Raw genomic sequence first — 26,237 nt, forward strand, 5'->3', positions numbered from 1 at the left:
TACTCACTTCAATCCGGTGGTGGCGACGCTTTCAATAAAGCGGCGTTGGACAAACATAAAGATCGCGGCGAGGGGGAGGATGGCCACCAGGGCCCCTGCCATCATCACGCCGTAGGGGACAATGCCGCCCGGGCCGGTCAGGAGGGTCAGTCCGGAGGTCAGGGTGCCCATGTTCCTGTCGGTGGTGAAGATGAGCGGCCACAGCAGATCGTTCCAGTTGTTCACGAACACGAAGACGCCCAGGGTCAGGATGGCCGGCATGGCGTTGGGCAGGATGACGTTCCAGTAGACCCGCCATTCGGAAGCGCCATCGATGCGTGCTGCGTTGTCCAGGTCCCGGGGAAGGGAAAGGAAGAACTGACGAAGGAAGAAGATCCCGAAGGCGTCCGCCGCCCGGGGGACGATCAGCGCGGCGAACGTATTCACCCAGCCAAGGTCGCTGGCGAGCTGATAGACCGGCACGAGGGTGGCCTGGAACGGGATCATCAGGCTGGCGATGATGGCGATCAGCAGGAACTTCTTGCCCGTGAAGTCGATCCTTGCCAGGGCGTAGGCGGCCAGCGAGTCAAACAGCAGGGCAAACAGCGTGACGCCGCCGGCGAAGATGAAGCTGTTGGCGATCAGACGCACAAAGGGGAGTTCCTGGAAGATTCTGGCGAAGTTATCCAGGGTCCACTGTCCGGGAACCAGGGTGGGCGGGAAGGCATTTACTTCAGCGGCCGGCTTGAAAGCTGTGAAGATGATGATCGCAATGGGAAGCAGGATCACCGCGGTGGCCAGGGCCAGCAGCATGACCACCACTGCCCGGTTCAGCCTGGCTCGCTTGTTCAGGCGAACGCCGGCACCGGTTGACCGTGGGGCCAGGCGTGGAGGGAGTGTTGTGGACATCAGTCACCTTCCCGTTCGCGTTTTCCGAAGAAGACGAACTGGATAACGCTCAGCAGCAAGGTGGCGGCGAGCAGTACGTAGGACAGCGCGGAGGCGAAACCGACGTCCAGTTTGCGGAAACCGGACGTGTAGATCTGCATGACGACGGTCTCGGTATGGCCGTAGGGGCCGCCGCCGGTCATCACGTAAATCTGGTCGAAGGCCTGCAATGCGGCGATGAGGGCAAAGATGAGGACGAAAGCGGTGGTGTTGGAGAGCATGGGCATGGTCACATGGCGGAAGCGCGTCCACGGCCCGGCGCCGTCGACGCGGGCTGCCTCATAGAGGCTTCCGGGGATTTCCTGGAGTCCGGCCAGGAAGATCACCATGTAGAAGCCAAAGCTTTTCCAAACGGCGACGAACGCGACGGCCGGCATGGCCAGAACGGGATCCTGCAGGACATTGCCGATCCGGATCCCTGCACTGCCCAGCCAGTAGTTCAGCAGCCCGACCTGTGGGTCGATCAGGTACGCCCAGGCGATGGCTGCAACGGCGAGGCTGATGATGAACGGCAGGAACAAGGCGGTGCGGAAAAAGCCCCTGAACGGCAGTCTCGGATCATTCAGCAGCAGGGCCAGGGCCAAGGCCAGGGCCACCGCCGTCGGTGTAAACAACAGCGCGTAGAGCGCTGTGTTGACCACGGCGTTGATGATCACGGGATCGGTGAAGATGCGGGCGTAGTTCTCCAAGCCCACCCATTCCTCTTTACCAAAGCCGCTGGCGTCGGTAAAGGACAGCCGGAGAGCGGAGAACATGGGCCAGGCTGTGAAGGCCCCCAGGACTATGAGGGCCGGGAGAAGGAACGCGAGGGCCTGGAAGTTTTTGCGGCGCTGGCCGATGGCGGGGTTCCGGCGTCCGCCGAGTGGCGCTGGAGCGCGGTACCGCCGGGTTTCTGCCGGTTTCTTGTGCACTGTTGTGCTCATGGGAGCTTCTTTCGAAGGATGCGGCGCCCGGAGGCGCCGCATCCCGTAGTTCCTGGGGTTACTTGGCGTCGAGGGTCTTCTGGATAGAGCCCTGTGTCTCCTTCAGCAGGTCCTGGATGTTTTCACCGGCCACAGCCCGCTGGGTGAGCTTGTCAATTGCTGTGAGGACATCGGTGCTGTTCACGACGCCGGGCAGAAGGGGCCGGCCGAACTCGGACTGCTTTGTCAGGGCTTCCACCACCGGATTCGCGGCAACATCAGCGGCAGGAATGTCCGAGCGCAGCGGCGGCCACCCCGAACCCAGGGACCATGCCGTGGCCTGTTCCTTCTGCAGGAAGTAGCTGAAGAACTTCTTCGCGGCAGCGGCTTTGGAGTCGTCCTTCTGCTCAGTGATGGCCATGGAGACCCCGATCGCTGACGCCGCCTGGTCTTCCGGGCCGGCGGGGACAGCGGCAATGCCGTAATCGATGTTGTTTTCCTTGGCGATGGAGGACATCCACGGCCCTCCGAGGTACATGGCGGCCTTGCCGCTGCTGAACAGCTTGTCGCCGGCAATCCCGTCCAAACCGGTGGGGGAGATCTTGTCATTCCTGATGGCTTCCACCCAGGTCTTCAGGGTCTCGGCGTTCTCGGGGGAGTCGACGACGGCCTTGCCGTCCTTGACGATGTCGCCGCCATTTCCGTAGAAGAGGGAGGGCCAGACGCCGTTCGCCACGGTGGCGTGGTCCGGAAGGCCGAGCCCGAACTGCTCGGGGGTGCCGTCCCCGTTGGCGTCCACCGTAAGTTTCTTGGCCGCTGCGATCCATTCATCCCAGGTGGCGGGAGGGGAAGTGATGCCGGCCTTGGCAAAGAGGTCCTTGTTGTAGAACATTGCCAGGGGCACGAAGCCGGAGGGGACGCCGTACTTGTGTCCGTTCACTGTCTCCATGTCTGCGGCGGCGGGGACCAGCTTGTCCAGATTGCTGTTGGGGTCTTTGTAGAGGTCGTCGAGTTCGACGAACGCGCCTTTGTCCGCGTACACGGGGAGGCGCTCAGCAGGCATGGCCACGATGTCCGGACCATTTCCGGAGGACAGCGCCGGCAGCAAGGTGTCGTCGATGACGGACCAGGGATTGGTCTGGACGGTGATGGTGACCTCGGCCTGGGAGGCGTTGAAATCCTCCACGATCTTATTCAGCACCTTCCCGTCCGCCTCGGTGTAGCCGTGCCAGAACGTCAGCTCCGCCTTGGAGCCTTCCTGCTTGTCCGAGCCTGCCCCTGCTCCGGAGCAGGAGGTCAGGACCAGCGACGCGGCAGCAACCGCAGTAAGAAGTGTGAGCGACCTTTTCATGTCGGCCCTTTCAATGAGTGGGACTTCCGTGTCCCTGAACCTGAATACAACTGTTGGGTAAACGTTGTAGGTAAACGTTGTATCAAGCATGCAGCGGCATCGCCGAGCGGTCAATACCTTCACATGATTTTCTTCAGGCGGCGTTCGTCGCGGCGGAAGCCTTGTGCCCGGATCCGCCTGAGGACTCGCGGATTTCGAGGGAGAAGCCCGTCTCGATTTCGGTTGCTTCCAGCTCCGGCCCGCCTGCGATCCGGCGAAGGAGGGTCTCCACGGCGGCCGTGGCAATCTCGTCCCTGCGCGGGTTCACGGTTGAAAGGGCCGGCAGGGTATACCGGGTTTCATCCAGGTCATCGAAGCCAACAATGGCAACATCCTGGGGGATGCGCAGGCCTGATTCCTGGAGCACACGCATGGCGCCAAGTGCCAGGGTGTCGCTAAAGGCGAAGACGCCGTCGAACGATACGCCGTCACTCAGCAACCTCGTCATTGCTTCGGCACCTCCGCGCCGGTGCCAGGACTCTGCGTAGCAGACCAGTTCGGGATCAAACGCCAGGCCAGCGGCCTCGATGGCCTCCCGGTAACCGGTCAAACGGAGCTCAGCTGAAGCGACGATGTCGCCTTCATGGGCAGCAAGCGCCAGGACGCGACGCCGGCCTCCCGCCAGCAAATGATCTGTTGCTGCGCGCGCACCAGCGATGTTGGCCATCGTGATGCGGTCCACCTGGCCGTCGAACGATGTATCTCCGAGAACCACCAGCGGCGTGTCAACCGCCTTCAGGAGATCGGCATCCGCCGCACCCAGCGTGAGGGAGCTGTAGATAACCCCATCAACCATGTGCCTGTGCTGGCCCCGAAGCGCTGCGAGTTCGTTTTCGCGGCCGCTCCCGATAGGTTCGATCAGCACCGCAAGACCGTTGGCCTTGGCCGCACGCATGACCGCGTCTGCGAGTTCGGCAAAATAGGCGGTGGTGAGGTCAGGAATGATTAGTCCGATGACGCCGGAACGGCCGGACCTCAGGTTCCGTGCAGACAGATTGGGACGGTAGCCGAGCTGCTCGATGGCATCTTCCACCCGCTGCCGGGTCTCGGGCCGTAGCTGCGGATGCCCGTTGATGACATTGGACACCGTCTTGATGGAAAAGCCGCTGACCCGTGCAACATCCCTGATCGTGACCGACACAGCCATTCCTTCCCCCGGCTCCCGGGCAGGAAGACTGCCCTGCCATCAGGGTACAACGTTGGAAGCATCTGCGATACAACGTTGGAAGCACGTTGCGCCTTGCCGGAGCTGCGAAGACCCTCTCCATTTGAGTGAACGAAGGTCACGCATTTTGGGCTTCCCGCAGGACGCTTACCCTGGCGGGCGTTTTGGGGACGAACCGGCGGATGAAGGTGGCCGTTATCGCCCCCAGCAGGGACAGCAGGAGCCATGGAGCGAGTGCAGTGCCCGACGGCGTGTAGGCGAGTTCGTACAGCGGGGCCAGGGCTGCATTGCCGATCACAACGGCGAGCCCTCCGGCGCTGGCGAGCAGGCCGTAGTAGGCGCCGGTGGGGCGTCCGGCGGAGAACTCCAGCACCAGTCCCATCGCCATGGGTGTGACGCACATGTTGCCTAGGGCGAGGCCTGTCACCAGCAGGAGGGCAGGCAGGATGGGAAGTTCGCTGGGCGGAGGGACCACTGCCAGGACTCCCAGGGAGGCGAAGCCCATGGACTGCAGGGCAAAGCCCAGGGGAAGCGCGGTTTTCGGCCCGGCTTTGCGCATGAGCCGGGCTATGGGCCATTGAAGCGTGATGGTCAGGACGGACGCGTAGGCGAAGACGACTGCCAGGGCCTGGACCCCTGCCCCGCTGCGTTCCAGCTCTACCGGAAGCCCGAAATAGAGCTGGTTGGTGGCCAGGAGGTTGACGCTGTAGAAGGCGGCGAACCCGATGAACCTTTTGTCTTTGAGGCAGGACCAAAGGCCCGACGGCGGCGCCTGGCCCGTCAGGTCCGCTGACGTTTTGGGCGCCTGGGCAGGGGCCTTGGGCAGGAAGAGCCAGAAGACCAGGGCCATGACGGCAAAGACAGCGGACCCTGCCAGCAGGGAAGTGTCAAAGCCGGTATGGAGCAAAAGGGATCCCAGCAGCGGCCCGACAACCACGCCTACTTCGCCGCAGATTACCAGCAAGGCGAAGAGCGTGGCTCTGTTGTTCTGCGGTGCGGCGCCGCTGTTCGCGCGGTCGTTCCCGGTTCCCGGTTCCTGGCCGTCCGCCCGGCTGGTGCCGCCCTCGGCGGCGGCGGCCACCAGGCTTTGCAGGGCAGGCGAAAACAGTGCCCCGCCGATACCCGTGATGATGGCACCGAGCAGGAACAGCGGAAAGTCCGTGGCCCAAACGAGCAACAGAAAGCCGGCAATCCGGACCAGGCAGCCCGTGATCATCGACTGCCGCGCTCCCCACCGGTCGGCCAGTGCCCCGCCGAACAGGAACATACCCTGCTGGGCGAAGGTACGCGCGCCAAGGACGATGCCGATGGCCATCGCGCCCATCCCGAAGTCGTTCCGCATGGCTACTGCGAGGAACGGCACTACTGCATAGAAGCCGATATTGAAGATTAACTGGCTGGCCAGCAGCAGCTGCGGCGCAGGTTCAACCCTGGCAGGACGTCGCCGGGTGAGTTTCGGGCGCGGCTTCCGCGCCGCCGTCGGGCTCATCTTTTGCCGCCGAAGGGGAGGGCCGGGAACATGGTGGATCCTTAAGTGCGGGGGTGCTGGGGAATGCTCCTCATCTTATCAAGAATGATTCGCAATAGAGTGCTTGTGTCGCAGTAAGTCACGCTTCCATCACGCTCGAACGGTAGACGGCGCACACCGACGCGCCGCCTTCGCGCTGGCCGCTATCCCGTGCAGGACGTGATGAGTAACAGCAGGCCGGGCAGGTAGACAACGCCGGCGATCGTTTGCAGGGTGACGGTCGATGCCATGAGGGTGGAGTCCCCGCCGAGGGCCTGGGCCATGACGTAGGCAGAGGACGCGGTAGGGAGCGCCAGGAACAGGACGATGATGCCGGCCGGCGGCCCGGCCAGCCCGGTGAAAACGCAGGCTGCTGCGGCGATTCCGGGCAGGACGAGGAATTTGACGGCCGAGGCGTAGGCAATGGGTGGAAAATTGCGTCCGATACTGCTGATTTTGAGGGCCGCTCCGACACAGAGCAGGCCCACGGGCAGCGAAGCGCTGCCCAGTGCACGGACCAGGTCCTGGATCCCGGCCGGTAATCCGGCGCCTGAGAGGTTGAGGACCAAGCCGGCCGCACAGGCAAGGATCAGCGGGTTGGTACCCAGGCTCCGGAGTGTTCCCGTGATCGAGAGCGGTTTGCTGCCATAGCGGGCAAAGGCGATAGTGCACAGCACATTGACCACCGGGACGAGAATTGCATTCGTGACGGCTGCCAGGGCCACCCCCTGTTCCCCGTAGAGGACCACGGCAATGGAAAGTCCCAGGTAGTTGTTGAACCGGATGCTTCCCTGCACCACTGAGGTGAAGGCTGGCCCGTTGAAGCTGAGCCGTTGCTGCACCAGGACCAGTGCGATGGCAGTCAGGATGACTGATCCGGCCAGTACGGGGGCCATCGCACCGATCGGCAGGTGGGAGAGTTCAGCGTTAGCGGTCCCATGGACAAACAGGGCGGGGAGGAGAACGTAGTAGCAGAGCTTTTCAGCCTGGGGCCAGAACTCGGGTGTGAGAAATTTTCTGGCCCTCATGGCGAATCCGGCCCCGATGAGTCCGAGGACAGGAAGCAGAGCCACAAGACTTTCGGCTACCAACGGTTCGTGTGCTTCCGTAGTGCAGCTGAGGCCGTGCGATGTGTCATTGGCGGACGCGGGGTCACTTTTTCACGACGGCTGCAAGGAGGTTTTCTTTGCCCTCCCAAAGCCGCATGGTGTGGGCGCCGCAGGGGCAGTGGGAGTAGGTGACGGTTCCTGAGGACGTGGAGTGCTGGGATTGGACTTGCCAGTGATGTGTGTGCATGAATCAAGGATTTCGTAATGGGTTGATGACGTTCAAGCATTACAATGAGGGGATGGTCTACAATCACGAAAACCAGGTGGGAGCTCAATTGGCAGCGGCCCTGGTGAATGCCCCGGAAGCTCAGGACCTGGAGGCTGTGCTGGAAGAATTCAGCATTCGGGAGCCCCGGCTGGATGACACGGCTGAACGAGGCCTGCGGGTATGGGCCGAGAAACTGAAGCCAACCTTTGCAGCCGAATCCGTGGAGGAACGATGTACCGCCATCAATGCGCTCCTCGACAGCGCCGCCGGGAGAGTGTCCCTCACCACCCATGACGGCTCGCGGCCGCACCTCCACCTTTTCCCCGAAGGTGATGACGTCCTGTCCCGGGTCAAGGCTGTCACGGCCGGCGGGCTCGCATTGTTTATTGCCTGGAGCGGTGGCGAACGGATCGGCATGTGCGCCCGGCCGAGCTGTTTCAACGCATTTGTTGACAACTCAAAGGCAGGCAGGCAGCGGTACTGCAGCGCCCGATGTGGAAACACCGACGCCGTCGCACGGCACCGTCAGCTGCAAAGGAAACCACGTGTCCGTGCCGATGCGGCATGGTGAGGACTAGATGCTTGTTGGTGGGCTCACGATCCAAAGAACCTCAGCAGGCTTGCTGCTGTTGTTGATGATTCTGTGCGGCAAGGAGGACATGTAATCCATGCTGTCGCCCTGCTGCATGGCGTATGGTTCCCCATCCAGCTCGATGACAATTTCGCCGGCTGTCACATAAAGGATTTCCTGCGCGTCACCGTGCGTATACGGCTCGTCCCCGGTTGATGATCCCGGCTCAAACTCTCCCGCGTAAACTTCCAGGTGCCTCAGCGGCCGCTGGGAGATAAGGAATTTGTGGATCCCCGCGTTAGTCTGCAGTTCCGGCCGGACTTCGCGGCGCAACAGACGGGGAGAGCCCGCAGGCAGTTCCTCGAAAAGGTCCGCCAGGGTCATGCCCAAAGCAGCCGCGATCCGCCGCAGGACACCGATGCTGGCATTTGTCAGGCCACGTTCAAGCTGGCTAAGAAAGCCGGCGGTGGTCCCGCTCGCTTCGCCCAGTTCCTTGAGCGACATGCGCCGAAGTGAGCGAAACTGGAGGACCCGTTCACCTAGCTGGGATTGAGTAAGGTCGGTTTCGCTGGCCATGGGGAAACTTCCGGTTGCCTGTACTAAACTTAAGTTTAGCGGGATAAGTCAGGAACAGTGTGGCGCGAAGAGCGTGACACTGTCAAGGTGGCTGGCTCGACGTTACCCGCATTGAGCAGACTTCATCCATTGGCTTGCTGCAGCGACAGGCATCATCCGGCGCAGAGTTCCTTGACATCGCACGCCTTGCCAGCCCATAGTGGAATCACTAAATATTTGTTTAGTAGAACAAATATCGATTTTAGAAGCAGCTTGCATCGCCCACATCCCGCTTGGGCACCAAAACTCCGTAACCCCCTTCCCTTATAAGGAGCTTTTCCGTGACCCTGTCCACGACGACTACGCTGATCAACCATTTCATCAACGGTGCGGAAAGCGCGGGTGAAGGAGACCGCACGCGGCCGGTGTTCAACCCGGCGACGGGTGCGGTGTCGGGGGAGCTGCGGCTGGCGAGCCGGGCGGATCTTGATGCCACGGTGGCCGCCGCCCGTGCTGCCGCCGATTCCTGGGGTGACATCTCCCTGGCCAAACGCACGGCGGTGCTGTTCAGGTTCCGCGAACTCGTCGCCTCCCATGTGGATGAGCTCGCGGCGCTGATCACCGCCGAGCACGGCAAGGTCCTCTCCGATGCCAAGGGCGAGATCGCCCGCGGCCTGGAGGTGGTGGAGTTCGCCTGCGGCATCCCCACGCTGCTCAAGGGCGACTACTCGGACCAGGTCTCCACCGGCATCGATGTGTTCTCCTTCCGCGAGCCGCTCGGTGTGGTCGCAGGGATCACCCCGTTCAACTTTCCGGTGATGGTGCCGCTGTGGATGGCGCCGATGGCGATCGCCACCGGCAACGCGTTCATCCTCAAGCCCTCCGAACGCGATCCGTCCGCGTCCATGCTGCTGGCTAAGCTGTGGAAGGAGGCAGGTCTGCCGGATGGGGTGTTCCAGGTCCTGCACGGCGGCAAGGAAACCGTCGACGGGCTCCTGACCCACCCGGACGTGGACGGGATCTCCTTCGTCGGGTCCACCCCGATCGCCCAGTACGTCCAGGAGACCGCCACCAAGCACGGCAAACGCGTCCAGGCCCTGGGCGGGGCGAAGAACCACGCCATCGTCATGCCCGACGCTGACCTGGACAACGCCGCAGACCACCTCGCCGCCGCGGCGTTCGGCTCCGCCGGGGAACGCTGCATGGCCATCTCGGTCGCCGTCGCCGTCGGGGACGCAGCCGACCTTTTGGTCAAGAAGGTCGAAGAGCGCGCCCTGGCGGTGAAGGTGGACAACGGCACCGCGCCCGGCGCCGAGATGGGCCCGGTCATCACGCCCGAGTCCCGGGAACGGATCGTGCGGATCGTCACCGAAGCCGAAGCCGCGGGCGCGGCCATGGTCGTGGATGGCCGGGATCTCGTCGTCGAAGGCCATGAGGACGGCTTCTGGGTCGGACCCACCGTGATCGACCACGTCAAAACCGAAATGACCGCCTACACCGAGGAAATCTTCGGACCGGTCCTCGTCGTTGTCCGCGTTCAGGACCTGGAGGAGGGGATCAGGCTGATCAACGCCAACCCGTACGGCAACGGCACCGCGATCTTCACCTCCTCCGGCGCGCACGCCAGGAAGTTCCAGCGCTCCGTGGACGTCGGAATGATCGGCATCAACGTCCCGCTGCCCGTCCCCGTCGCGTACCACTCGTTCGGCGGCTGGAAAGCCTCGCTCTTCGGGGACAAGCACATCTACGGCCCCGAAGGCGTCTCCTTCTACACCCGCGGCAAAGTGGTCACCTCCCGCTGGCCAGAACCCACCCAAGCCTCCGGCGCCTCCTACAACTTCCCCTCCAACTAGGAAACCGACGCCTACCACAGCAGTATGAAGTATCCGCCCCTGGTTGGGCATGAGATTGCCGGCCTTGTGGAGGCTGCGCGTGAGAAGCGACGCCTACGAGGACGACCTCGTAGGCGTCGTGCGCTACCCCTTGACACCGAACCCGGAACGTTCTGAACGCACAGGTAAGCAGACCTGCCGCGATAATCGCGACCATGATGGGCCTCCTGGCTGGTTGCGATGCTCGCCCTAATCACTCGAAATTCCCGGACATTCAACTCAGCCCCGCGGCGGGTTCTGATCCAGGACGGCCCGGATTTGCCCATGGATGTCTGCCATAACGTCGTCGGCGGCACAGTCTCTATTGAGCGTTCCGGTCATACTGAGGTGCAAGACTGCCACAACGACCCGCGCCAGGATGCGGGCGTCTCCGGCGCTGGTTCTGCACCATTATTAACAGCTCCGCCTTCGTCGCGGCGTACAGATAGAGCGTTCCTATCGCTATATCTGCCCGGTCCGCAATCTGCTGGGTTGTCACGGTTGCTCACGCCGTGCAGCGCGAACAATCCCGGGCTGCCGCCCTAATTCTTTCCTTCTTATCCTGCTTAGACCGCTCCCGACGTCCCAGGGGCGGCGCGCTGAAGTCCCTGACGACTCCTTGACAAAAATATTGAGTCTGCTCATAATTGAGTATACTCACCAGTGGACAAAAGGGAGCCAGATCATGAAAGCGTTCGTCATCAGGAAGTACAAAGGCCCCCTCCAGGAAGCGGATGTCCCGGAGCCCACCCTGGGGGAGCACGATGTGCTGGTGCAGGTGCAGGCAGCAGGTTTGAACGTGCTTGATGAGAAGATCCGCGCGGGTGAGTTCAGGCAGATCCTGCCGTACAAGCTTCCTTTGATTCCGGGCAACGATGTGGCCGGGACCGTCATCCGTGTCGGCTCGAAAGTCCGTTCATTCACCGCCGGCGATGAGGTTTACGCACGGCCCCACCAGGACCGGATCGGCACCTTCGCCGAGCGGATCGCCGTCGCGGAGGCTGATCTGGCGCTCAAGCCGGAATCGATCAGCATGGAGGAGGCCGGCTCCCTGCCCCTGGTGGCGCTGACCGCGTGGCAAGCACTCGTTGAGCGCGGCCAGGTGAAGCCCGGACACAAGGTCCTGATCCACGCCGGCGCGGGCGGAGTGGGGTCCATCGCCATCCAGCTGGCCAAGCATCTCGGTGCCACAGTGGCCACCACAGCCAGCGCGGCCAATCTGGACTTCGCGCGGGAACTCGGCGCTGACACTGTCATCGATTACCGCAGCCAGGACTTCGAACAGCTCCTGAGCGGCTATGACCTGGTGCTGGACAGCCTCGGCGGAGAAAACCTTCAGAAGTCCCTGCGCGTGCTCAAGCCCGGCGGGAAGGCGATCGGGATCACCGGGCCTCCCGACCCGGCGTTTGCCCGTGAGGCAGGCCTGAATCCTGTGCTCCGCCTTGCCATCGCTGCCCTGAGCGCAGGCATCCGGCGTCAGGCCAGGAAGCTGGGCGTCAGCTACGAGTTCCTGTTCATGCGCGCCAGCGGCGACCAGTTGCGACTGATTACCGCATTGATCGACGACGGCACCTTGCGTCCCGTCGTCGGAAGGGTCTTCCCCTTCGACCGGACCATTGAAGCCCTTCATGGCCTGGAAAAGGGCGGCATCCGCGGCAAGGCCGTTATCAGCATCCCCTAACCACAGGCCAGCATCCCCTCGCAGATCGCGCGCCCAATTGGCGCACCCCAAATTCACAGGAGCATCATCATGAATGCGCAGGAAACCCCTCAAGAGTCCGTCATCACCTCCTACGCCAAAGCGCCGGCCCGCACCATCAACGCCGGCGGCGTGAGCTACGCCTACCGCGAACTCGGGCCCAAGGGCGGCATTCCTGTCATCTTTTTCGTCCACCTCGCGGCGACCCTGGATAACTGGGACCCCCGCATCATCGATCCCATAGCCAAGAATCATCACGTGGTCACGTTCAACAACCAGGGTGTCGGCGCCTCCACCGGACAGGTGCCCGACAGCATCGAGGCAATGGCGGATGACGCCTACACGTTCATCAAAGCCCTCGGACACAAGAAGATCGATATCTTCTCCTTCTCCCTCGGCGGCATGGTGGCCCAGGCCCTGGTCCTCAAACACCCTGGCCTCGTCCGCAAGATCGTCCTCACCGGCACCGGCCCCAAGGGCGGAAAGGACATGGACAAGGTCATCGGGACCACCTACTTCGACATCCTCCGCGCAGCCCTGACCCGGGCCGACGCCAAGGAATTCCTCTTCTTCAACCGTGACGCCGAAGGCAAGCGGGCCGCGAAAGCATTTGTGAAACGGCTGGCGGAGCGCACCGAGCACCGCGACGCCCCCATCAAGGTCAAGGCCTTCCAGACCCAGCTCAAAGCGATCAGCAAATGGGGGCACGGGACGCCCGCTGACCTGTCCACGATCACCCAGCCCACCCTGATCGCCAACGGCGATAACGACCGCATGGTCCCCTCGGTTCTCTCGGAGGACCTGCACCGCCGCATTACAGGTTCCGAGCTGATCATCTACCCCGGCTCGGGCCACGGCGGCATCTTCCAGTTCCATGAGAAGTTCGCCCCCGTCGCGGTCGAGTTCCTCGCCCGCTGACACCCCGGGATTCGACGAGTACCGCCAGGTCCACCTCGCCGAGACCTATCCCGGGCTGTGGCCCGCCATCCCCGGCGTCCAGACCGCTGCCCCAGCAATAAGGGGGATTAGACTCAGGGCATGTCAGCTCATGGGGGGATGCAGGCTATGCACGCGAGACTTTTGTTTTTGACTATGCTCGCCATTGCGCTGGCGGGTTGTCAGTACATCGGCGAGGACGAAAAGCTAGTCAACTCGCCGACCCCGAGCGCAACGGCGCCGCCGCGGTCTGTCCAAGACAACATTGATGACGTGGCGCGTTTGCTTGAGGTATCCGAGGACGCTCCGGGAATGCCTTCGGAAGCAAAGCCCGCCGGCGAGCTGACGGTGGATCTCGCTCCGGGAGATTATGAGATCAAGGCTGCCTGTGCCGGCGTGCTTACGGCCAACCTCACCCTGGTGAAGGCCTGGGGCCCGCCGGAACCCATGGAATATCCGTGCGACACCACCCCCGTGAAGCGATTCGAGTCGCACGCCGGTGGTCCCCTCACGATCCGTGCGGAGCCGTTGACCGGCGACGCGGCTGTTGCCGGCGTAACCGACGCGGCTGTTGCCGGCGTAACCGTGGGGCCCAACGGTGACCCGCAGGGTCCAAGGTCGCTGGACCTGTTGAAGTGGTCACTACAGCAGCTGAAACCAGAGTTGCCCGGTGAAATATTCGGGGCCGGGGAGTCGAATACAGATGTCAGCTACGGAAGTGGAAGGTCGGCTGCACAGGGGACGTACGAACTGCATTTCCTCTGCGAAGGACCATCCGAGGCCGAGCTTTCAGTGTCGGCCTCGGATGGCGCCGAAGTTTTCGGGCCCGTACAGGTCTCATGCGATGGGGGCGTTTATAAGGCAACCGTGCAGCTGGCCACGCAAGGAGCCGACGTCAAGGTGACTCCCGCTGCTGGTCCAGACGTCCGCTACGCCTTCAGGCTTGTTCCCTCCACCTAGTCCTGGTGGGCCAGCCGGGTTCCTGTCATCACTGGCTCCCCGTCTTCGTGCCCTGCAGTTCCGGGTAGAGTGCCTCGATGGGAGCGCTGAGCCCGGCCTTGAGCTGGACGGATGTTTCGTCCGCGAGAACTTCGTAGTCGCCGGCTTCGACGGCATCCAGGACGGTGCGGACCAGGTCGGCCGGGTCCATCTTGGGATCGGTGGCGTGCGCAGCCATGGCAGTGTCCACCCACCCGACGTGAACTCCCACCACATGGACTCCCGCGGGCGCGAGTTCGAGGCGCAGGGAGTTGGTGGCCGACCAGAGGGCTGCCTTGGTGGCGCTGTAGATTCCGGCGACGGCGTACCAGCTCAGTGCGGAGTGGATGTTGATGATCGCCGATTCATCCTTCGCTGAGAGGATCGGCGCGAAGGCGCGGGCAAGGAACAGCGGGCCGAGGAAGTTGGTCTCGACGTTGGTGTGGATTTCCTCATCGGTGTGGCTGAGGATCCCGGGGCTGGCGACGTTGGCTCCGGCATTGTTAATCAGCACCGTGACGTCGCCGGCTGCCAAGACGGCTGCCTGGATGGAGGCGGAATCGGTGACGTCGAGGGTGAGCGGGATGATGCGCTCGTCCTCCCAGGTTCGGGGCGTGCGGGCGGTGGCGTAGACCTTGCTGGCGCCTCGGGCGAGGGCATCGTGCACAAAGTGGGTTCCGATGCCGCCGTTTGCTCCGGTGACGAGGACAACTGCTCCATTGAGTGAGGGCATTTTACGAACTTTCTAGCGAGGGTTGCACCCGCACCGGCGGTGGGGTTTACGAGCGGGTCACCTCTGGGCGGCTCGTGCCATGGGAGAATGAGCTAGAAACAGTGAGCCTGAACAGTAGTGACTGTACTCATAACTGAGCATGATCAGAATGTATTCCCGGAGGAGACCTTTATGTCTGTCGCCCCTCAATCGGTTGGCCGGCGTGAGCGGAACAAACAGGAGAAGCTGGACCGCATCACGGCCGCCGCACTGGAGCTCTTTTCCCAGCATGGTGTCGATGACGTCACCACCCAGCAGATTGCCGACAAGGCCGACATTGGCACCGGAACCCTGTTCCTGTACGCCAAGACCAAGGCTGAACTGCTCCTGCTGGTTCAGAACTCCGCCTACGCCGAAGCGCTGGTGAGTGGCAAAAAGGCCGCCGAGGGGACCGCCGATGTATTTCAGGCAGTCCTGGCCATCGTCCGCCCGGTGGTGGAGTGCAACCGCAAGCAGATCGACAATGGCCGGACATACCTTCGTGAAGTGGTGTTCGGAGACCCCGAGGAGCCACACCACCGCGACGCCCTCACCCTGACCGTTCAGACCGAAGAGGCCATTGCCGAAGTGTTGCGGCGGGACCCGCGCGTCGAGGCCGGGCATGCTGCCAAGCTCGCGCACCTCGTCGCCGCGGTCATGTTCATCAGCATGGCTGCCACCATCAACATCTCGGCTTCCGTCGAGGAGATCCTCTCGGAGATCTCAGACCACGTGAAGGCCCTGCTGCCGGCAGAGTAAATGCGCGCAGGTCCACCTGTCCAGGATGCAACAAAAGCCGCGCCCCCTGCTGAGGGAGCGCGGCTTTGTGGTGGCCCGGCGGGAGCTGCTTAACCGTTAATGGCCTGCGGGACGCCGAGGGCTTTGAGGCCCTCGACGCCGAACTCCAGGCCGTAGCCGGACTGCTTGGCACCGCCGAACGGAACTCGGGGGTCCACGGCGCCGTGTTTGTTGATCCATACAGTGCCCGCTTCAAGGCGGGCGGCAACCTTGCGGGCTTCGGTGAGGTTGGGGGACCAGACGGAGGCGCCGAGTCCGACGTCGAGCCCGTTGGCCATCTCCACAGCCTCGTCCACCGTGCTGTACCGGATGATCGGCAGGGCTGGGCCGAACTGTTCCTCGGCGACCAGGGGGTTGTCGTTGTCGATGTCGGCCACCAGGGTGGTGGGGTAGAAATGGCCGGGCTGGTCCAGTTGCGGGTTCCCACCCAGGAGGATCCGTGCGCCGGAGCCGCGGGCGGCTTCCACCAGGCCGGCAACGATGTCGTACTGCGCCCGGTTCTGCAGCGGGCCCAGGACGTTGGCTTCCTCGAGCCCGACGCCCATCGGCATCGCTGCGGCCACCTTGGTGAGTTCGTCGCAGACGGCGTCGTAGATGTCGTCATGGACGTAGAGGCGCTTCAGCGCAGCGCAGGTCTGGCCGGTGTTGATGAAGGCGCCCCAAAAGAGGCCCTCGGCAATCGCGGCGGGGTCGGCGTCGGGCAGGACGATGCCGGCGTCGTTGCCTCCCAGTTCAAGGGTGAGCCGCTTGATGGTGTCCGCGGAGGATTTGATGATCTGCCGCCCGGCGGAGGTGGAGCCGGTGAACATGATCTTTCCGACGGCGGGGTGTTCGGCCAGGCGGGCACCCACCTCGCGGTCACCGGAGACCACGTTGAGAAGACCCTCCGGGAGTTCCTCGTTGATGACCTTGATCAGGGCCATAACGGACAACGGAGTCATCTTGGATGGTTTGACCACCACGGCGTTGCCCATCCGGAGTGCCGGGGCGATCTGCCAGACGGTGATCATCATGGGCCAGTTCCATGGGCCGATGGCACCGACGACGCCGATGGGCCGGTAATGGAGTTCGGCGTACGTTTCGCCGTCGTCCACCACCGTTTCCGGTTCCAGTGGAATGGTGGCGGCCGCCCGGAGCCAGGCGGCGCAGGCGCCCACCTCGAACCTGGCGTTCGGGCCGTTGAGGGGTTTGCCTTGCTCGCGGGAGAGCAGCCGGGCGAGTTCCTCGGCAGAGCGTTCGACGGCGTCGGCCGCTTTAAGGAGGGCGGCGGACCTGGCGTCGTGGCCCAGTGCGGCCCAGGCCGGCTGCGCTGCCTGGGCGGCAGCAACTGCGTTCTCCAGATCCTCGATGGTGTGGACGGGAGCAGCGCCGACAACGGTGCCGGTGGCGGGGTCGAGGATGGTCCGGGTTTCTCCGGACTCCGGGGTGATCGAGGCCAGCAGGGCATCGTACGTTTCCATGGGTTACTCCACTTCGAGTAGGCAGTGCGCACCGGCCGGCGTGGCCTGAGGCTATGCCTCGAGTCTGCCCCGCCGCCCCCGGACCGTCTTGTGTATGCGCGAACGGCGGTTGGCGTGAAGCGAACAGTTGCCCACGGGCTCCGTCTTAGTGTTGCGGGCCGGTCCGGAGGAGCAGCACTTCATGGACTTCCTCAAGGGATGCCGCGATGAGTGCGCGGTCCACACCAGCAAGGTACTGGAGTACCAGGCCGTCCAGCGCGGCGAAGAGTGTCCGGGCCACAACACTCACGTTCTCCGTGACTCCGGAGGCAATGAGGCCCTCGGCCAGGGCGTTGACGTAGTTCTCGTAGAGGGAGGTGACCGCGCCCGCCAGCTCAGGCCGGCGGCGGGCCTCGAGGATCATCTCGTACTGGAAGGCCTGCAGTTCCGGTTCGGCCAGCAAGAGCTCCAGGAGTGACTCCGTGAAGGAATGCCCCACTGCTGCCGCTTCCCGCAGCTGGGACGCATTGATGGACTGGTCCGCCGCCCAGTCCAGCGCTGCGGCGATCAACGCGTCGCGGGACCCGAAATGGTGGGCCACCAGTGTGTTGTTCACCCCCGCGGCTTCTGCCACCGAACGATATGTGAGCCCACGCAGGCCTTTGGCCGCTACCACTCCGACGGCCGCACGGAGCAGGGCTTCCTTGCCGGTCCCGTATTTGGACGGAAGGGCAGGGGAGGCGGAGCTTTTCATACGCCGAGTCTAGCCATTGCTTCCAGCTTTCCGGCAGCGCCTCTTGACTTAAACTAAGCACATGCTTAGATTCGACTCACAAGTGATGCGGATCACTGTTTTGCCATACCGCATCGCTGCCCCATCAGAAACTCCCTTACCGCCCCGGCTCAACTGCCGGTACCGTCATCCTTGGAGCCCAACGTGCCACAAACTCCTGCCTTCACCACTTCATCCGCCCTCGACCCCAACAAGAATGAACCCTTCGAACTTGGCCAGATCCAATGGGTCCGCCGCTTTGGAGAAGGCGGCCGCCCGGACCTCGCCTGCGGATACTGGCACGTCACGCCCGCGGAGGCGCCCCAGCCCTTCGACCTGGTGATCCACGCCGACGAGACCATTTCCCTTGTTGAAGGGCACCTCCGGATCGAGGTGGAGGGCGGGGACTCCTACGACCTCACCGCCGGGTGCGCAGCGTCCTTCAACAAGGGCGCCCGCACCAGGTGGGAAGTCCTGGCGCCCACCGTCGAATTCTTTGTGTACTCCTAGGTGGCCGCCATGGACGTTGAACTGTACGACGGCGTTGAACTCTACGACGCTGTGGTGGTCGGGGCCGGCTTCGCGGGGCTCACGGCTGCCCGCGAGCTCAGCAGGCAAGGACTGTCCGTCCGGATCGTGGAGGCCCGCGACCGGATCGGCGGACGCACGTGGCTGGACCGCCGGCTGGGGCGCGACCTGGAAATCGGCGGCACGTGGGTGCACTGGACCCAACCCTATGTCTGGGCCGAGCTGAAGCGCTACGGCCTGGACACCACGCCCAGCCCCGAGCCGGAACGGGCCTTCTGGTGGGCGGACGGGCGCCGCCATGAGGGCGGGCCGGAGGAGTTGCTCGGTCTCATCGGCGGGATGAACGGCGAATTCGTGAAGTACTCCCGCGAATACTTTCCCGAACCGTTCAGGCCCCTGTCCCGCGACAATTTCAAGGCCATCGACGATGTGTCCGTCCAGGACCGGATCCGCGCCCAGTTCCCCGCCTGCGCCCAGCGCGACATCCTGGAATCCTTTTGGACGTTGAACTTCAACGGTCCGCTGCAAAATGCTGCCCTGACCCAGGCCCTTCGCTGGGTGGCCCTGACCAACGGAGACTGGACGGTCAACTTCGAGGCCTGCGCCACCTACAAGATCGTCGGCGGCACAGCTGCCCTCGCCGACGCGATCCTCGCGGACTCGGGGGCCGGCGTCGAACACGGTTTCACCGTGGGCAGCGTGCACGACGCCGGCACCTCGGTGGCCATCCACAGTACCGATGGGCGGAGCATCAGCGGGCGGACCGCGATTATCACCGTGCCCCTGCATGCGATGCGCGCGGTGAGCTTCGAGCCGCCACTGTCCGCCGCCAAGAACGAAGGACTCAGCCTCGGCCAGGTGTCCAAGGGAGCCAAGGTCTGGATCAGGCTGAAGGGGGACCACCCACCCTTCGTGGCCTTGGGCGGCGCCGACTGGCCCCTGAATTTCTTCCAGGCGGAGTATGGCATCGACGGCGACACCATCGTGGTGGGCTTCGGTCCGGACGCCGCAGAAATCAACGTGGAGGACGCGGCGGCTGTCCAGGAGCAGCTGGTGCGCCTTGTCCCGGAGGCTGAGGTGATGGGCGTGGCCAGCCACAACTGGGTGGAGGATCCACTGTCCGGTGAAACGTGGCCCATGCACGCCACCGGATTCCTGTCCCGGCATCTGCCTGCCATGCAGGAGGCCCATGGCCTGGTCCGGTTTGCGGGCTCGGACATCGCCAACGGCTGGGGCGGTTTCATCGACGGCGCCATCGAGAGCGGCATGGAGGCCGCCCTCGCCACTGCTGCTGCGCTGAGGAACAACAACTGATCGCTGCACGACAAGGCGAACCACACGTCCGCTGCCATGCTGGATTTCACGCTGCCTTCCCCCTCGGGTGGCACCCTTTCCCCAACACTCATGACCGTTAAGAAGGATCCAATGAGTATTTCGAATTCCGAATCCCGGACCACCGAAGCCGCTCCGCGCGAGGAGCACTCCACCGCGCTCCGCGCCGGCAGCATCGGCGTGATGGGCATCCTGTTCTTTGTCCTGTCCGCCCAGGCGCCCCTCACGGGGATCGTCGGGGCTTCGCCGCTCGCGGCTGCACTCGGCAACGGCGCCGGTGCACCCGGTGCCTACCTGGTTGTTGGCATCGTGATCGTGATCTTCGCGGTGGGCTTCGTCGCGATGAGCCGCAAGATCCAGGCCAATGGCGCCTTCTACGCTTACGTCACCGCCGCGTTCGGGCGGAAGATCGGCGCTGGCGCGGCCTGGCTGGCGCTGCTCGCCTACAGCACCGTCCAGGCCGCCATGTACGGACTCTATGGCGCCGCGTTTTCCGGCCTGCTGGCGTCAATCGGAGTGGAAATTCCCTGGTGGCTGCTGGCTTTGGTGACGATGGCCGGCGTCCAGGTCCTGGGCTCCCTGAACATCGAACTTGGCGCCAAGGTCCTGGCCCTCCTGGTGGGACTGGAAGTGGCCGTCCTGCTGATGTTCGGCTTCACCGTCCTGTTCCGCGGTGGCGGTCCCGAAGGCCTCAGCCTTGCCGCGTCCTTCTCACCGGAGGCCATTTCGTCAGGCGCCCCCGGTGTAGCCATCATGTTCGCGGTGGCCTCCATGTTCGGCTTCGAATCCACGGCGATCTACTCAGCCGAAGCCAAGGACGCGCACAGGACGGTGGCGCGGGCAACCTATTTGTCGGTGGGTGTTATTGCCGTGTTCTTCTCCTTCATCTCGTGGATGCTGGTGAGCTACTACGGCCCGTCGCAGGTGATCGACGCCGCGGGTGCGGCCCTGGAGTCCGGCGACTCCACCGCCTTTGTCCTCACGCCGATGGTGGAGCTGTTCGGGCCGTGGGCAGGAGTCACCACCGGCATCCTGCTGGTCACGTCCCTGCTCGCCGGGATCATCGCCTTCCACAACGGCATCAACCGCTACCTCCATTCGCTGGCTCTTCGCGGTTCCCTGCCAGCAGTCGTTGCCCGGACCAACCGGCACCAGGCACCCGCCGCGGCTGCCTGGATCCAGACGGCCACCGCCGTCGTCCTGGTGGCGCCCTTCGCCGTCCTGGCACTGGACCCGGTCCTGACCCTTTTCTCGTGGTTCAGCGGGCTGGCTGTTGCGGCACTCCTGGTGTTGTACATCCTCTGCTCCCTCGCCGTCGTTGGCTTCTTCCGCCGGGAACGGGTTCCCGGGCAGCTCTGGCAGACCCTGCTGGCGCCGGCGCTTGCGTCACTGTTGCTGGCCTGGGTCCTGTACCTGGTGGTCAGCAACTTCACGTCGCTGATCGGCGGCAGCGCAGAGACGGCAGTTGCCCTGCTGGTGGCGGTCCCGGTGGTGTTCGCGGCCGGCCTGCTGGTGGAAGGCCAGGTGGAGCGCCGCCGGGTGGCTGCCACCCTGGGGCACTCCGTCAGCTAAGGCTGGACAAACGAAATCGAGGTGGAACGAGCAGGAGCGGGGCCGAAAATCCCCGCAGCAGCTCAGTGCATCTTGCTGCTGATTTGCGGGTGCGGAACGTCTTCGGGAGCAGGGTCTGTTCGGGACGGAAAACTGATGCTCCTATTGCTGTCAATGGGCACGGCGCCCCGCGTCATGCAGATCACCGGGCTAAGGCTCCAAGGTCAAGGGTCTGCGATCGCTGGTGCGACGGCCTGCGGCCGCCCTTGACCGCAGAGCCTTAGTGGCCCGGTCATTACGGCAGGGACGGCGGGACGCCGTTGGTCCTGCCGCTAGGCAAACTGCCCGGTCAGTCCTGCAACCTCCCGGGTGCCTCTTCGCGGTTTTTGGGATTGAGAGTTGAGCCAGGTTTCGTAGTGTTGGTAGAAGTCGTCGTGGCGGGTGAGTCCGCGTTCGAGCCGGGACAGTGCTGTGGGCCAGACATGGAGGCTGTCCGCGGCGGCCTGGAGGGTGATGTTCTTCGTTTGGCGTAGGGTGCGGAGGGCTCCGGCGTCTGGTGCTGGTTGTGGATGGATCAGCTGATCGTAGACTTCGCGGGCGATGTAGCGTTTGACGCAGCGGATGATTTCCTTGGTGCTTTTCCCTTCGGCCCGGCGTCTGGCGACGTAATTTTTGGTGCGGGTGTCGCTCATCATCCGTACCAGGGCAACGTGGTGGATGGCTTTGTTGGCCCGCCGGTCGCCGCCACGGCTGAGCCGGTGCCGCATGGTCTTTCCCGAGGACGCGGGGATCGGCGCGACGCCCACGAGGGCTGCGAACTGCGCTTCGGTGCCGATCCGTCCGGGGTTGTCGCCCACGGTGACCAGGAGCTGGCTTGCCACGTCGGTGCCGACCCCGTGCAGGTCACGGAGCATCGGCGCGTGGGTTGTCACGATCGCGTCTAACTCGGCATCAATGACCGCCAGTTCCTGATCCAGGGCGCGGTAACGGATCGCGAGGCGTTTAAGCACGGCCGCGGTGGCGATCAACGGGTCAGACATGTTTCCGGCCGGCCGGGTTTTCTCCAGGGCGGCCATCATCGGGGCGCGGGTCAGCCGCCGGTATTTGGCCCGTAACGCCTCGGGTGCAGCCGTAAGGATGCTTTTGATCTGCGCCATGACCGCTACCCTGGCGCGCATGGCCGTCGCCCGTTCGGCGCGCAGGACCCGCAGGGATTCCACCGCGCCGTCCCGGGATTTGGGTGTTGCGACGTTCCGGCCGGCCAGCGCGGCTTCTGCCGCCTGGTAGGCGTCCAGAGCGTCCGATTTGCCCCGCAGCCGGCGTCCCTGCCGGTTCGGGCGCATGACTTCCAGAACCCGGAAGCCCTCCCTGGTCAGGACACGGGCGAGTTCGGCGCCGTAACTGCCGGTGCCTTCCACTCCGGCGGCAACCACCGGGCCGAACCCGGTAATGAACTCGACAATATTCCGGTAGCCGGACCCAACGGCGGGAAATTCTTTGTCCATGAGGTGTCTGCCGGTCTCGTCGATGATTGCGACGTAATGGGTGTCGGCGTGTGTGTCGATCCCGGCGATGACTTTCAGATATGGGTTTGTCATGATGAAACTGGCCCAGCCTTCCGTTGCATGCGGTGGGAAACAAAAGGGCACGCCGGCCGGGTGGGCAGACAAGACAGTAATGGGATTCTTCGAGCAGGCTCCTATGAGGTCATGTCCACCTGGCCGCCGCGTTACTGCAGCCTGTGCCGCGGCGGACAAATCATTTGCAGGACAAACCCTTCGCAGGGCGTCAGTCAGTGCCAGAGCCACACCGCAACACAAGCCAATTCCATCATTACTGTCGGTGCCTACTGACAAGCTAAGGGTATGGACAACGGGGAAGTCTTGGAGGCAGTCGAAGCACCTGGTGCTGCCCTGGTCCTGATCGAAGCGGCCTCCTCCGCTGCTGCCACAGGTTCTGATACTGACTCTGACTCGGGAGCCGCTTTTGATGCTGGCGCTGGTTCTGATCCGTTGCGGGATTTGGCGGAGGAGTGCCTGGCCGAGATGGCGGAGGCGGCCCGTGACGAGGCGCGGGCGGCAGCGCGGAAGGCCCGGGCGGCCGCCACCTACGCGGACACCTGCCGGCGCCTGCTTCCACCGTCGACGTCGCTGCACGAACAGTCCGTGGCGGAGATAGGCATGGTCGCCGAGGTCGCCTGTGCCCTGACCATCAGCGAAGGCGCCGCATCAGCGTTCCTGGTCCAGTCCCGCCAGCTGAGCACCGAACTGCCCCGCACCCTCGCGGCCCTGCAGGCCGGGACCCTGTCCTGGCAGCACGCCCGGATCCTCTGCGATGAAACCACCGGCCTGGGCCCCGACGGGGCGGCAGCCCTGGAAACACACTTCCTGGACCCCGACGCCGCCAAGGCTTCCCGCGCCTGCCTGGCCGGGGACCTTACACCCTCCCGGTTCCGCGCCAGGGCCCGGACCTGGCGCGAACGCCACCACCCCGTCTCGATTGAAACCCGCCACACCAAGTGCGTCCTGGACCGCCGGGTCGAATACACGCCGGACCGCGACGGGATGGCCTGGCTCTCCGCCTACCTCCCCGCAGATCAGGCCGCCGGCATCTGGGAACACACCACCACCACAGCCCGGGCACTCCAAGGCCCCACCGAATCCCGCACCCTCACCCAGCTCCGCGCCGACGCCCTCGCCGCCGCACTCCTCGGCGGAGAGACCACCAACCCCGGCAACATCAGCAGTTCAGCACTCATGGGTGGCGGGAGCGCCAATGGAGGGATAAGCGGCGGCGGCAGCCCGAACGGCCAAATCACCAGCTGGCGTACCGGCAGCGGAGGGACCAACGGCGGTGGAAGCGACAACTGCTGGATAAGCGGCGGGGGAAGCGGCAGCGGCGCTCTTCTCGGTGGCGGAAGCGACAGCGGCGCAAATAGCCGGCCCGATTGGGACGGAGAGCGCGCTGCCGGGCAGGTCCCGCCGCCCCGGGCCCAGGTGCTGGTCACCGTGCCCGTGTTCAGCCTCCTGGGCCTGACCGATGAACCTGCCACCCTGGACGGCCACGGCCCCATCCCCGCCTCCATGGCAAGGAACCTGGTCGCCAACGGAGCCCACTCCTTCCACCGCGTCCTGACCGACCCCCGCGACGGCGCACCACTGGAAATCGGCCGAACCAGCTACCGGCTCACCACAGCAATGCGCCGCTGGCTCAGACTCCGCGACGCCAAATGCCCCTTCCCCGGCTGCAACAACCACTCCCTCGACAACGAAGCAGACCACCTCCTCGCCTGGGCAAACGGCGGCACCACCGGCATCAACAACCTCGGCCAGCCCTGCCGCAAACACCACCACCTCAAACACAACACCACCTGGCAACCAACCCCGGCCAGCAAAAACGAACCACCAGGCTGGACGTCACCCACCGGCCGACACTACAAAAGCGAACACCAAGACTGGGAACCACCCACCTGGCCGGACGGCACACCGAGCCGTCTCGAATGACATGGAGCCTTGCCCGGGTCTAGGCAACACCAATCCTCCGGATCCGACCCGGGTCTGGACCACGCCCTCCATCCGACCCAAGCCGATTCCGGACGATGCCCCTTCCGGACGACCGCCCTCGCAGCCAGGCCGATTGTTGCTGCCATTGCTGCGATGACGCGTGCGGTTACATACGCCTACCTTCACAACGCGGTCGATGACCTTACGGCTTGCCTACACCGAGATGCTGCCCAACGAGAAGAAGGAGACCGCAGCAGCGTTCTGGAAACGGGCCAACGAAGCCTTCGTAGCCGCCGGCATTACAGTGACCTGGGTTTTGACGGATAACGGCTCCTGCTACCGCTCCCGCCTCTTCGCCCAAGCCCTCGGCCCGCACATCAAACACAAACGGACCCGCCCCTACCGGCCCAAACAAATGGCAAGGTCGAACTGTTCAACCGCCCCCTGCTCGAAGAGTGGGCATACGCCCGGCCCTACACCTCAGAAGCGGAGCTGGTCGCCGCCTTTCCATCCTGGCTGCACCACTACAATCACACCCGAGGCCACACCTCACTCAAAGGTCAACCACCGGCCAGCCGCGTTACCAACCTCCGTGGTCAATACAGCTAGATGCCCCATGGGGAGGGGAAGCAAAACCGGCAGTGGCCCGGCGCGGAAGTACTCCGCGCCGGGCCATTTGCTTTGGGCGAGCTTTCCAATGCACGATATTTGCCGCCCGACGGGCGGCAGGTTGCTTAGCGCTCAGCGGCGCCGGTTACTGAGCTGGGGTAGGGCCGGTCAGGCGCCCCGGCGCCAGTCGCTGGGGGAGACGCCGAAGGAGTCGCGGAAAATGCGGCTGAAGTGCGCTGCGTCGAGGAAACCCCAACGGGCAGCCACAGCGCCTACCGACTGACCGGCATGCAGAGGATCGCGCAGTTCGCGGCGCGCGCCGTCCAGCCTTTGGCTCCTGATCCAGCTGGCCACGGTGGTCCCGGATTCATGGAAGACGTTGTGCAGGTGCCGTGTGGAGATGAAATGCGCAGCCGCAATGCTGGCCGGTGACAGCAGTGGATCTGACAAGTTGGCCTCGATGTATTCGCGCACCGACACGGCCAGGAGGGCCTGCGGCTTCATCCGGTCCGGGGCGATGTCCATTTCGGCGTGCAGCATGGTGGACACGAGGTCCAGGGCGTTTGTTGCCAGCCGCGAACCGCTGGGACCGCTCAGGACCTCAAGGTTCTCAGAGAGCTGCCGAATGAACTGCCCCACGATCCCGCTGAGGCCGGTGCTGCCGGCCATTCGAACCGCTGCAAGCTGGCCCACGTAGTCGGTGGGGAGCGACAGGGCGTCGCAAGGGAACATCACCACCATCATCCGCGCCTCTTCCTCGAAAGCGAGGGTATAGGGGCGGTTGGTGTCGTAGATGGCCAGGTCACCTGGCTGGAGCAGGGCCTCGCGGTTGTCCTGGATCAGCAGTCCCGTGCCCTCCAGCTGGAGGTTGAGCTTGAAGTAACGTTCGCTGGCCTGGGCGATCAGGGCAGGGGTGCGGTGGACCTCGTGGGAGGTGGCGGTGACTTCGACGACGGACATCCGGTCCAGCACGCGCGAACGCATCTGGCCGCGGAAGCCGTCAACATCTGCTGTCCTGGCCGCGAGCGGCACAAAGGACTCCGCGACGAGGTGTTTCCAGTGGTCAAACGTCAGCGCAACGCTGGACGTGAGGTTCTGGCTGGCGGGCTGGACTGCAGCTGGCATGGATGTTCCTG

The 26,237-nt window shown here is 64.1% G+C and carries 23 protein-coding genes and 1 pseudogene; 11 read left to right on the top strand and 13 right to left on the bottom strand.

The features are described 5' to 3' along the window. Window positions 1-3: 3 nt before the first annotated feature. From M1E17_RS11575 to M1E17_RS11600, 6 genes are all read right to left on the bottom strand, one after another. Window positions 4-888 (bottom strand): carbohydrate ABC transporter permease, encoded by an 885-nt coding sequence (locus tag M1E17_RS11575; protein ID WP_457967541.1) that lies wholly within the window; start codon window positions 886-888, stop codon window positions 4-6. Continuing rightward, the gene (locus M1E17_RS11580) at window positions 888-1,850 is read right to left on the bottom strand and encodes a carbohydrate ABC transporter permease (protein ID WP_457967543.1); all 963 of its coding nucleotides are present in this window, start codon (window positions 1,848-1,850) and stop codon (window positions 888-890) included. The genes M1E17_RS11575 and M1E17_RS11580 overlap by 1 nt, the downstream gene beginning before the upstream one ends. Window positions 1,851-1,908: 58 nt before the next feature. After that, window positions 1,909-3,180 carry an ABC transporter substrate-binding protein gene (locus M1E17_RS11585; RefSeq protein WP_457962200.1) on the bottom strand — a complete coding sequence of 424 codons (1,272 nt, stop codon included), beginning with the start codon at window positions 3,178-3,180 and terminating at the stop codon, window positions 1,909-1,911. A 133-nt stretch (window positions 3,181-3,313) separates the two neighbouring features. After that, a complete protein-coding gene (locus tag M1E17_RS11590) occupies window positions 3,314-4,360 on the bottom strand; it encodes a LacI family DNA-binding transcriptional regulator (RefSeq protein ID WP_457962201.1) in 1,047 nt (348 codons plus the stop codon). 142 nt (window positions 4,361-4,502) lie between these two features. Next, entirely contained in the window at window positions 4,503-5,873 is a 1,371-nt protein-coding gene (locus M1E17_RS11595; protein ID WP_457962202.1) for an MFS transporter, read from the bottom strand. A 182-nt stretch (window positions 5,874-6,055) separates the two neighbouring features. Continuing rightward, window positions 6,056-6,919 (bottom strand): AEC family transporter, encoded by an 864-nt coding sequence (locus tag M1E17_RS11600; RefSeq protein WP_457962203.1) that lies wholly within the window; start codon window positions 6,917-6,919, stop codon window positions 6,056-6,058. A 320-nt stretch (window positions 6,920-7,239) separates the two neighbouring features. On the opposite strand from M1E17_RS11600, the gene M1E17_RS11605 reads away from it, so the two are divergent. Beyond that, entirely contained in the window at window positions 7,240-7,779 is a 540-nt protein-coding gene (locus tag M1E17_RS11605; protein WP_457962204.1) for a CGNR zinc finger domain-containing protein, read from the top strand. 3 nt (window positions 7,780-7,782) lie between these two features. Here the strand turns inward: M1E17_RS11605 and M1E17_RS11610 are convergent, their stop codons facing one another. Then, entirely contained in the window at window positions 7,783-8,283 is a 501-nt protein-coding gene (locus tag M1E17_RS11610; RefSeq protein WP_457962205.1) for a helix-turn-helix domain-containing protein, read from the bottom strand. A 398-nt stretch (window positions 8,284-8,681) separates the two neighbouring features. On the opposite strand from M1E17_RS11610, the gene M1E17_RS11615 reads away from it, so the two are divergent. Next, on the top strand, window positions 8,682-10,187 hold the full coding sequence (locus M1E17_RS11615; protein ID WP_457967719.1) for a CoA-acylating methylmalonate-semialdehyde dehydrogenase: 1,506 nt from the start codon (window positions 8,682-8,684) through the stop codon (window positions 10,185-10,187). A gap of 340 nt (window positions 10,188-10,527) precedes the next feature. Here the strand turns inward: M1E17_RS11615 and M1E17_RS11620 are convergent, their stop codons facing one another. Next, window positions 10,528-10,704 (bottom strand): TetR family transcriptional regulator, encoded by a 177-nt coding sequence (locus tag M1E17_RS11620; RefSeq protein ID WP_457962206.1) that lies wholly within the window; start codon window positions 10,702-10,704, stop codon window positions 10,528-10,530. Between the two features lie 186 nt (window positions 10,705-10,890). Between M1E17_RS11620 and M1E17_RS11625 the strand changes: the two genes are divergently transcribed. The 3 genes from M1E17_RS11625 to M1E17_RS11635 all read left to right on the top strand — a co-directional run bounded on the left by M1E17_RS11625 (window position 10,891) and on the right by M1E17_RS11635 (window position 13,800). After that, a complete protein-coding gene (locus M1E17_RS11625) occupies window positions 10,891-11,886 on the top strand; it encodes an NADP-dependent oxidoreductase (RefSeq protein ID WP_457962207.1) in 996 nt (331 codons plus the stop codon). A 69-nt stretch (window positions 11,887-11,955) separates the two neighbouring features. After that, window positions 11,956-12,822: an alpha/beta fold hydrolase gene (locus M1E17_RS11630; RefSeq protein ID WP_457962208.1), complete on the top strand. Its 867-nt coding sequence runs from the start codon at window positions 11,956-11,958 to the stop codon at window positions 12,820-12,822. Window positions 12,823-12,990: 168 nt separating this feature from the next. Beyond that, entirely contained in the window at window positions 12,991-13,800 is an 810-nt protein-coding gene (locus M1E17_RS11635; RefSeq protein WP_457962209.1) for a hypothetical protein, read from the top strand. A 28-nt stretch (window positions 13,801-13,828) separates the two neighbouring features. Here M1E17_RS11635 and M1E17_RS11640 read toward each other — a convergent pair whose 3' ends face one another. Next, on the bottom strand, window positions 13,829-14,551 hold the full coding sequence (locus tag M1E17_RS11640) for an SDR family oxidoreductase (RefSeq protein ID WP_457962210.1): 723 nt from the start codon (window positions 14,549-14,551) through the stop codon (window positions 13,829-13,831). 171 nt (window positions 14,552-14,722) lie between these two features. Between M1E17_RS11640 and M1E17_RS11645 the strand changes: the two genes are divergently transcribed. Further along, complete coding sequence (locus M1E17_RS11645) at window positions 14,723-15,328, top strand: TetR/AcrR family transcriptional regulator (protein ID WP_457962211.1); 606 nt, start codon at window positions 14,723-14,725, stop codon at window positions 15,326-15,328. Between the two features lie 89 nt (window positions 15,329-15,417). On the opposite strand, the gene M1E17_RS11650 is transcribed toward M1E17_RS11645, so the two are convergent. After that, window positions 15,418-16,827 (bottom strand): aldehyde dehydrogenase family protein, encoded by a 1,410-nt coding sequence (locus M1E17_RS11650; RefSeq protein WP_457962212.1) that lies wholly within the window; start codon window positions 16,825-16,827, stop codon window positions 15,418-15,420. Window positions 16,828-16,972: 145 nt separating this feature from the next. Further along, a complete protein-coding gene (locus tag M1E17_RS11655) occupies window positions 16,973-17,560 on the bottom strand; it encodes a TetR/AcrR family transcriptional regulator (RefSeq protein WP_457962213.1) in 588 nt (195 codons plus the stop codon). A gap of 183 nt (window positions 17,561-17,743) precedes the next feature. Here M1E17_RS11655 and M1E17_RS11660 point away from each other — a divergent pair, with 183 nt between their 5' ends. The 3 genes from M1E17_RS11660 (at window position 17,744) to M1E17_RS11670 (ending at window position 21,010) form a co-directional block, all read left to right on the top strand. Next, the gene (locus M1E17_RS11660; protein WP_457962214.1) at window positions 17,744-18,088 is read left to right on the top strand and encodes a cupin domain-containing protein; all 345 of its coding nucleotides are present in this window, start codon (window positions 17,744-17,746) and stop codon (window positions 18,086-18,088) included. A 9-nt stretch (window positions 18,089-18,097) separates the two neighbouring features. After that, the gene (locus tag M1E17_RS11665; protein WP_457962215.1) at window positions 18,098-19,420 is read left to right on the top strand and encodes a flavin monoamine oxidase family protein; all 1,323 of its coding nucleotides are present in this window, start codon (window positions 18,098-18,100) and stop codon (window positions 19,418-19,420) included. Window positions 19,421-19,531: 111 nt separating this feature from the next. Then, window positions 19,532-21,010 (top strand): APC family permease, encoded by a 1,479-nt coding sequence (locus M1E17_RS11670; protein ID WP_457962216.1) that lies wholly within the window; start codon window positions 19,532-19,534, stop codon window positions 21,008-21,010. A gap of 311 nt (window positions 21,011-21,321) precedes the next feature. Here the strand turns inward: M1E17_RS11670 and M1E17_RS11675 are convergent, their stop codons facing one another. Beyond that, window positions 21,322-22,587: an IS110 family RNA-guided transposase gene (locus M1E17_RS11675; RefSeq protein ID WP_457962217.1), complete on the bottom strand. Its 1,266-nt coding sequence runs from the start codon at window positions 22,585-22,587 to the stop codon at window positions 21,322-21,324. Between the two features lie 267 nt (window positions 22,588-22,854). Here M1E17_RS11675 and M1E17_RS11680 point away from each other — a divergent pair, with 267 nt between their 5' ends. Both M1E17_RS11680 and M1E17_RS11685 read left to right on the top strand, forming a co-directional pair. Next, entirely contained in the window at window positions 22,855-24,492 is a 1,638-nt protein-coding gene (locus M1E17_RS11680; RefSeq protein WP_457962218.1) for a DUF222 domain-containing protein, read from the top strand. Window positions 24,493-24,663: 171 nt separating this feature from the next. Beyond that, a pseudogene (locus M1E17_RS11685) lies at window positions 24,664-25,101 on the top strand (integrase core domain-containing protein); the annotation flags it as partial. 168 nt (window positions 25,102-25,269) lie between these two features. Here M1E17_RS11685 and M1E17_RS11690 read toward each other — a convergent pair. After that, window positions 25,270-26,226, bottom strand: a complete 957-nt coding sequence (locus M1E17_RS11690; RefSeq protein WP_457962219.1) for an AraC-like ligand-binding domain-containing protein — start codon at window positions 26,224-26,226, stop codon at window positions 25,270-25,272. Window positions 26,227-26,237 lie beyond the last annotated feature (11 nt).

It is taken from the genome of Arthrobacter sp. D1-29, from assembly GCF_054130585.1.

Coding starts and splice junctions, on each gene's coding strand:
- M1E17_RS11575 (WP_457967541.1), bottom strand. CDS start 888: ATGTCCACAACACTCCCTCCACGCCTGGCCCCACGGTCAACCGGTGCC.
- M1E17_RS11580 (WP_457967543.1), bottom strand. CDS start 1,850: ATGAGCACAACAGTGCACAAGAAACCGGCAGAAACCCGGCGGTACCGC.
- M1E17_RS11585 (WP_457962200.1), bottom strand. CDS start 3,180: ATGAAAAGGTCGCTCACACTTCTTACTGCGGTTGCTGCCGCGTCGCTG.
- M1E17_RS11595 (WP_457962202.1), bottom strand. CDS start 5,873: ATGAGCCCGACGGCGGCGCGGAAGCCGCGCCCGAAACTCACCCGGCGA.
- M1E17_RS11600 (WP_457962203.1), bottom strand. CDS start 6,919: ATGAGGGCCAGAAAATTTCTCACACCCGAGTTCTGGCCCCAGGCTGAA.
- M1E17_RS11605 (WP_457962204.1), top strand. CDS start 7,240: ATGGTCTACAATCACGAAAACCAGGTGGGAGCTCAATTGGCAGCGGCC.
- M1E17_RS11610 (WP_457962205.1), bottom strand. CDS start 8,283: ATGTCGCTCAAGGAACTGGGCGAAGCGAGCGGGACCACCGCCGGCTTT.
- M1E17_RS11625 (WP_457962207.1), top strand. CDS start 10,891: ATGAAAGCGTTCGTCATCAGGAAGTACAAAGGCCCCCTCCAGGAAGCG.
- M1E17_RS11630 (WP_457962208.1), top strand. CDS start 11,956: ATGAATGCGCAGGAAACCCCTCAAGAGTCCGTCATCACCTCCTACGCC.
- M1E17_RS11640 (WP_457962210.1), bottom strand. CDS start 14,551: ATGCCCTCACTCAATGGAGCAGTTGTCCTCGTCACCGGAGCAAACGGC.
- M1E17_RS11645 (WP_457962211.1), top strand. CDS start 14,723: ATGTCTGTCGCCCCTCAATCGGTTGGCCGGCGTGAGCGGAACAAACAG.
- M1E17_RS11650 (WP_457962212.1), bottom strand. CDS start 16,827: ATGGAAACGTACGATGCCCTGCTGGCCTCGATCACCCCGGAGTCCGGA.
- M1E17_RS11655 (WP_457962213.1), bottom strand. CDS start 17,560: ATGAAAAGCTCCGCCTCCCCTGCCCTTCCGTCCAAATACGGGACCGGC.
- M1E17_RS11665 (WP_457962215.1), top strand. CDS start 18,098: ATGGACGTTGAACTGTACGACGGCGTTGAACTCTACGACGCTGTGGTG.
- M1E17_RS11670 (WP_457962216.1), top strand. CDS start 19,532: ATGAGTATTTCGAATTCCGAATCCCGGACCACCGAAGCCGCTCCGCGC.
- M1E17_RS11675 (WP_457962217.1), bottom strand. CDS start 22,587: ATGACAAACCCATATCTGAAAGTCATCGCCGGGATCGACACACACGCC.
- M1E17_RS11680 (WP_457962218.1), top strand. CDS start 22,855: ATGGACAACGGGGAAGTCTTGGAGGCAGTCGAAGCACCTGGTGCTGCC.
- M1E17_RS11690 (WP_457962219.1), bottom strand. CDS start 26,226: ATGCCAGCTGCAGTCCAGCCCGCCAGCCAGAACCTCACGTCCAGCGTT.